We start from the raw sequence: 7,220 nt of genomic DNA, 5'->3' as shown, positions 1-7,220 counted from the left end.
CTCTTCGATACTTTTGTGTGGTTCTAGCTTTAACAATCTCGGCATGGCGATCGCCCAACTCTTACTATTCATCCCTTAATTTATCAGGTTTAATTTTTTTATACCGATGCTACCGGATTTGATATAACGACACCAAACAAAGACCGCTTAAGCGTATTAAAAGTTTTACAAAACACAACGGAACTGGAGTTTGTCCTCAACTCGATAACATACGATTTACTTGAGGTATTAAATCTGCCTAACAAATGGGAGCATCGACTGAAATTATTACCTCAGGAAACAGCCTTCACAGAAATTGAGTTGAATAGGTTACTTGATGAGCATCTGGTTAATTTAAATTCTCAATCCCGTACTCGTATACATGAAGCAGCAGCAATTGCTTTTTACCATCAGCAATCAACAATTCCAGTAATCAAAACCCTCATAAGTGATGATGCTCCACAGTTCAAGTTATTGACTGATGAATTAGCTTTATGTTGGGTCCACGAAGGAAGGCATTATAAAAAGTTAAGTCCATTTATCGCCTACCACCAAAAGATTTTAGATAACTTTCTCGACAGATTTTGGAAATTGTACCGAAAATTATTAGCTTATAGAGATTCCCCCAGTCAAGAGCAAGCTGACCAACTCAGGTCAGAATTTGGGACGCTGTTTAGAGAAAAAACTGGTTACGAACAGTTGGATGAACGAAAAAGATTAACCATCGCAAAACAAGAGGAGTTGCTTCTGGTTTTGAAGCATCCAGAATTGCCTTTGCACAACAATCCTGCCGAGTTAGCAGCTAGGACAATGGTGCTGCGACGTAAGATTAGTTATGCTACCCAGATATTTCTTGGTACAAAAGCTTGGGATATTTTTATGTCCCTTGTTGATACTACTCGTAAGTTGGGTATCAGCTTTTTTGAGTATATCAGCGATCGCATTTCCCAGGCAGGAATAATTCTCCCTCTGGCAACTATTATTCGTTCTGAAGCTTCTGTTGATTCCTTCGGTTGGTCATGGTCAGCGGAATCATTCCCTACCCCCAATTATTGAGGGGATCCTGTTTGACGTACTCCTTAATCTGCAATCAAACCTGGGTCAATTGATTGCAGTAATGTGGCCACTAATTGATCTGATGATAGTTTTTGCCTCATAAGTCATATTCTACAACACTAGCTGTACTTTTTCTTCTTCTTACCCCAATTTACTGAGCGGATACAAAAAAAACATATGGTGATCAAGAAACAGACGAACTAGAAACAGAAGAATTTATCTTTAAACTAAATCAAATGGACAAGAAAGATATTGTTTATGTAGATGAAGCTGGAATAGATAATAGGGAAGATTATACTTATGGTTATGGAGTTAAAGGAAAAAGAGTACCAGGTATGAAATCAGGAAAAAGAACTGAGAGAGTAAGTTGGATTGCAGCTATAAATCAAGAAAAAAAGTTTGCTCCTTTAACATTTGTAGGAAGTTGTAATCATGTATGGCATGAGAGCTGGTGGGAAAATTGTTTACTACCAAAATTACAACCAGGGCAAGTGATCATACTGGATAACGCAACGTTTCATAAATCAGTTGATATTGAAGAATTAGTGGCTAAGCAAGAGTGTGAAATCTGGTATTTACCACCTGACTCGCCAGATTTGAACAAGATAGAACGTTGGTGGGACGATATCGAGCGTAGTATAGAAAAAGCAAAGGTACTCCTGCCCGAAAACGCGAGCATCCTCCAGCGCACCCTTTATGCCCTCTTGATGGCCTTATACGAACTGGGCGGAGTCGATCCGAAACTGCGTTACGAGGGTCAAGAGCGTCTTGAGGAAATTCTCAAAGAGAAACTGGCGGCAGATAACCAGGAGGTGGATACAGAAACCCGCGCTAATCTTAACCAGGCCATCCAGGACTATAAAGAAGCCGAAAGCACAGTCCAGGGTAACCTAGACTCCGCCCCGGACGATATTGAAGTGCGGAATGTGGGGTAGAACAATCTTGGGAAGATTCTTCTGGCTACCTCTTCTATGATTATCATTCCTCCTGGATTCTGGATTCTGTTTGCGCAGCATTCCGTAGGAAATTCTGGCTTCTGCTCTGAAAAAAAGACTTTTTCAGCAAACCCTAATTATCAATTATCCATTATCCATTATCCATTATCAATTAATGAACTCCCTATTCTCAAGGAGATGTAGCAATACTTTTGATATTTGGTATAACAGAGCATGATAATTTAACTAGGGCTTGCTGATTAAATATAAAAGTACTTACAGATAAAGGTTTTAGCCTTTTTGGAGTCGAAAAAAGTGCCTGGTTTTCAGCTCTTCATGCTCAAAAAGCTAGTATTTTAGGCTCATAGTTGGGCAGAAAAATCAAAGGACAATTCTTACTCCTACCTCCTCGCTCATTCCCTTTTCTCCTGTCTTCCCCTCCTGGGAGGGGGAGGGGCGAGGGGTGGGTTGTCTCCTGTCTCCTGACTCGGTCCTCCTGACTCCTAAGAAATAGCCTAACTATTTTTCCGCATAGTTGATTGTAGAAATTAAACTTGTTGCTTTAGCTATATCTAGGGGCTTAGAAAATAAATAACCCTGACCATATTCACATTTTAACGCTTGTAGTTGAAGAACTTGTTCTGTAGTTTCTACTCCTTCAGCTACAACATTTATACCTAAATTGTGAGATAAAGTAATAATTGAACGGATAATTTCCGTAGGATCAATTGAACCCTCACTGATCATATTAGCAACACCTATTCTATTCACAAAAGAACGATCGATTTTCAAAGTACTCATCGGGAAACGGTGTAAATAACTTAAAGAAGAATATCCTGTACCAAAATCATCAATACATAACTCAATATTCCGCCCTCTTAACTGAGACATTTTTTCTGTAACAAACTCATAATTTTCTATTAAAGCACTTTCAGTAATTTCCAATTTTAAATTACTACCATCAAGCTGAGTTTCTAAGAGAATTTGGTCAATTTGTTCAATTAAATCTGCTTGAGCAAACTGTTTCACAGACAGATTAACACTCATTTTTAAAAGATAATTATTGGGAAATTCATTTTGCCATTGACGTAACTGCCGACAAGCTTCTCTCAATACCCACAAACCAAGATGTATTATTAACCCTGTTTCCTCAGCAACAGGAATAAATTCAGCAGGAGAAATTAAGCCTAATTGTGGATGTTGCCAACGTACTAGAGCTTCAAAACCAGTAATATTGTTTGTACTGAGGGACACAATAGGTTGATAGTTAAGCACAAATTGAGATAGATCGTTTTTGAGAGCGCTTTGTAAATTGTTCTCCAACTTTAAACGTTTGAGAATTTGAGTGTGCATAGAGGTACAAAAAATTTGATAACACCCTCTGCCCATATTTTTGGCGGATTGCATAGCTATTTCTGCATCTCGTAAAATATTTTCTGCTGACCCAATATTTGTGGAGTTGAGAGCAATACCAATACTAGCAGTAATAAATACTTCATTTCCTTCTAAAATAATTGGTGAAGTTAGTTGTTTGTGAATGCGATTAGCAATATAGGTAGCATCACTAATTCCTGAAATATATTCTAGCAAAATTACAAACTCATCTGCACCAAGACGAGCAACTGTATCTCCAGGAGAAACCAATGCTTTTAGTTGTTCGGCGATCGCGATAATCAGTTGATTTCCCATGCTATGACCAAAACTATCATTAATAACTTTAAATCGGTCAAGGTCTATAAATAGGACGGCAAAGGAAAAATTGTTTCGGCGTTCCGCATATTTAATTGTTTGCTCCAAACGATCCATAAACAGAGTACGATTAGGGAGATGGGTGAGTGGATCGTGTAGTGCATCATGTTTTAATTGTTCTTCAATTCGCTTACGTTGAGTAATATCATGACTATTAACAATAATACCTTCCACCGCTGGGTCGTGTAAAAGGTTAGTGACAACACCTTCAAAAAAGCACCAATAACCATTACTATGCTTAACTCGATACTCAATAGGTGGCTGACTAATACCAGGATTTTCAATTGCTTTGTTAAAAGTATGAGTGATGAGTGATAAATCGTCTATATGAATTAGATCGAAGATACCCTGACCAACAGTTTTTTCTGGTATATATCCCAAAACTCTTATTAGTGATGGACTAATATAACGAGAGATTCCCTCAGCATCAATAATCAAAATCAAATCGTTAGCATTTTCAATTAGGGCATGAAACCTCACTTCATTATTTTGTAAAGCTTGTTGTGCTTGTTTGCATTCTGTGATGTTACGGATCAGCGTCATCATACCTACAAGCTGCTGTTGACTGGCAATAACAGTTTCTTCTGCGTGCTTATATTGTGTAATGTCTGTATTTGTTACTATCATTTTGTTCGTTATTCCTTTTTCATTTTGAATAACAACTCCGCAACAAAAAAACCATCGGTAACTGCGATCTTTATGTTGCATCCTATGTTCGATTTCGTATTTTGGTGTCAGTCCTGCTAAGTGAGCATTTTTTGCTGCCATTACCTGTTCTCGATCTTCTGGATGCACCAATTGATGCCAATCATCCATTATGTTTCTAACTTCCCAATCTTCATAACCAAGCATTGCTTTCAATATAGGATCGACGTAAATTGCATTCGTTTGTAATTCCCATTCCCAAATTCCCACATGACTTGCTTCAATGGCAAGAGCATAACGTTCTTGACTTTTGCGTAGATGCTCCTCTACTTGCTTGCGTTGAGCAATTTCTATTTGTGCTTGTTGATATAGTTCAGCTTGATGAATAGCAATGGCGCAATGGTTAGCAATTGATTTCAATAGAGATAGTTCATCTTCTGTCCATTCTCTTTTTTGATCGCACTGACCTAGAATAATCCCACCTTGGTAAGTATCCTGATATAACAGCGGTGTAATCAAGACTGAAATCACTTGAAACTCGTCAATAAGATTTTTAACTTCTGAGTCTATAGTTGTATCAAATTTACTAATTTTTACTTGTTCTCCTCTAGTGAGTAATTCTGAATAATATTGATGAACATCGTAACAAAAACTAACTTGATTTTCACATTCAACTGTCGTGTTATTGAAGTGACAAATATTAATGTTTTTCTGATAGTCTAGCCTGACAATTATACAATGACTAACTTGCAAAACCTCATGTAACTGCTCAACAGTATTTTGCATGACTTCATCCAGTAATAAAGTATTACGCATTCCTTGAACAATGCGATTAATAATTGCTTCTTGTTGAGCTTGTTGTTGTAATTTGATAATGGTACGTTGCTGTTCTTTTTTCGATCTAAATTCAGCGATCGCTCGCTCTAAAATAATTGATAAACTTAATAATTTATCTTTAAAAATATAATTATCAACCCCTGCTTTTAAACATTCAAAAGCTTCTTCTTCCTGTAAACAATCTGTGATTAAAATAACAGGAACTTCTTGTCCTAATTTTTGTAGTAATGTGAGTAGCTCGAAGATATCAAAATCGGCTAAATAGTAATCTGACAATATTGCATCATATACATTATCTTTAAGTAATCTTTGGTAATTTAGTTTACTGCCTGCAACATTATAGGTAAATTTTACACCATTAGACTTTAAGGTGTTGACTATGAGCGCTAAATCTTTCATCACATCTTCTACAATTAGCAAATTTAGTTCTTTGCTAGATTTTTGTATTTTTTGATACTCGATATGTTTTCGCTCCACCATATAAAAAGCCACTTAAACAAAATCAGCTTAATTTATTATAATCCATGTTTTCTATAGGCTACAATATTAAATTAGTAGCTTTGGGGATAAGAGGATATAGCATTTTTTTGGCAAATAGTAAAGGTCTGAAAACTATTTGATTGTTGTTATCAGTCCAATAGTTTAGTAATATTTTGATTGAGCCTAATAAAATGAACTTTGATGATACTCCTATTTAAGTTATATATACCATTTTTGCCTTAGTTTGGATTGACGAATGTAATACTGCGCCACCAAATTTATGGTACACAAAAATTGCGATTGAACTATTCGTAATTAACTAACTGCATCTAGATTTTAAATTTGAAAAAACAAGAAAATGCTTGAAGGAACATTGAAGAAGGAGACAGGAGACAGGAGACAGGAGACAGGAGGAAAATTACATGGGGATAGTCTTCGACAAGTAATTTTGAACACCCCCGTTGACGGTGGGGTATTAAACCCACAAAGAAAATGATAAATGGTGGAGGTTAGATATATAGCAGGGAACAGGGGTGTAACCCCGCAGGGTGCGACAGACGCAAGCGGTCGGAACCAGGCGTTTTGCTCCGCAACATATAAAATGTAGTTGTGCGAAGCGCAAACGCCATGGGAATGCTGACAAGAGAGGGAATGCGCACTCGGTGTGAGGGAACACAGGATCTGGGAACAGTGGGAAAAACATTTCCGGCGTTGGTGATTTGAGGTATGAAATAAGTAATTTAGGTAAATTAAGAGTCATTCAAAGATGGCAAAATTAGATATTGTCTTTACTTAATTGACCGAAAAGCACTTTCTTTCTCCTGACTTCTGACTCAGTCCTCCTGACTCCTAAGTAATTAAAATTAAGGGGTTGCACATTAAAGAATGATAATAGATTTTAAACTGTACATATATTTAGGAAAGAATAATCCAAAAATATCTACTTTCGGATTTCATCATTCCTGATTGTGCAATGCCAAAATTAAATCATATACGCGCTTCAGCAACGCCACATTTCCCTGTCTGAGTTTGATCATCACTCTATGTCCTAACCTACCTGTCTATTAGACATCTGGTAAAAATCAAAAATCAAATCAATTCTCACACTTGAAGAAGGAGACAGGAGACAGGAGACAGGAGACAGGAGGAAAATTACATGGGGATTCGCTCCCCCAAGTAATTTTGAACACTCCAGTTGACGGTGGGGTATTAAACCCACAAAGAAAATGATAAATTATCAATTATTTCCCCTCCTGGGAGGGGGAGGGGCGAGGGGTGGGTTCCCTACTGCCTAAAGCAAAGCTGCCTACTCCCTCTTTTCTGGAGATGTCTATTACTATAGATACATGATATAATAGACTTGTCGCTTTATAACTTAAAAAAAATCCCAAAAACCTTGTTCTGTAAGGATTGTAGCTATTGGATGGTAAAAATGCTGGGAATTATTGCTCTGTCTAGGTTAGAGTGATTTTTTTCCTTTATTTAGCGACAACTCTAATGTCTACAGAACCCCTGATCGTATCTTTGTCGGCGATTGAG

At 37.2% G+C, this 7,220-nt stretch carries 4 protein-coding genes and 1 pseudogene; 4 read left to right on the top strand and 1 reads right to left on the bottom strand.

What is annotated here, in order from left to right; genetic code table 11:
- Positions 1-300 precede the first annotated feature (300 nt).
- A complete protein-coding gene (locus D5R40_RS28785) occupies positions 301-1,035 on the top strand; it encodes an IS66 family transposase (protein WP_240038863.1) in 735 nt (244 codons plus the stop codon).
- Positions 1,036-1,229: 194 nt separating this feature from the next.
- Positions 1,230-1,970: pseudogene (locus D5R40_RS28780) on the top strand (IS630 family transposase); the annotation flags it as partial.
- Positions 1,971-2,489: 519 nt separating this feature from the next.
- Here the strand turns inward: D5R40_RS28780 and D5R40_RS28775 are convergent.
- Positions 2,490-5,681 carry an EAL domain-containing protein gene (locus D5R40_RS28775; protein WP_124155578.1) on the bottom strand — a complete coding sequence of 1,064 codons (3,192 nt, stop codon included), beginning with the start codon at positions 5,679-5,681 and terminating at the stop codon, positions 2,490-2,492.
- A 358-nt stretch (positions 5,682-6,039) separates the two neighbouring features.
- Between D5R40_RS28775 and D5R40_RS36325 the strand changes: the two genes are divergently transcribed.
- Positions 6,040-6,177 carry a hypothetical protein gene (locus tag D5R40_RS36325; RefSeq protein ID WP_161564423.1) on the top strand — a complete coding sequence of 46 codons (138 nt, stop codon included), beginning with the start codon at positions 6,040-6,042 and terminating at the stop codon, positions 6,175-6,177.
- Positions 6,178-6,788: 611 nt separating this feature from the next.
- Positions 6,789-6,911: a hypothetical protein gene (locus D5R40_RS41560; protein WP_275670435.1), complete on the top strand. Its 123-nt coding sequence runs from the start codon at positions 6,789-6,791 to the stop codon at positions 6,909-6,911.
- Positions 6,912-7,220 lie beyond the last annotated feature (309 nt).

This window comes from Okeania hirsuta (assembly GCF_003838195.1).
GTDB classification, from domain to species: Bacteria; Cyanobacteriota; Cyanobacteriia; order Cyanobacteriales; family Microcoleaceae; genus Okeania; species Okeania hirsuta.
This window is presented reverse-complemented; position numbering and strand designations above follow the sequence as displayed.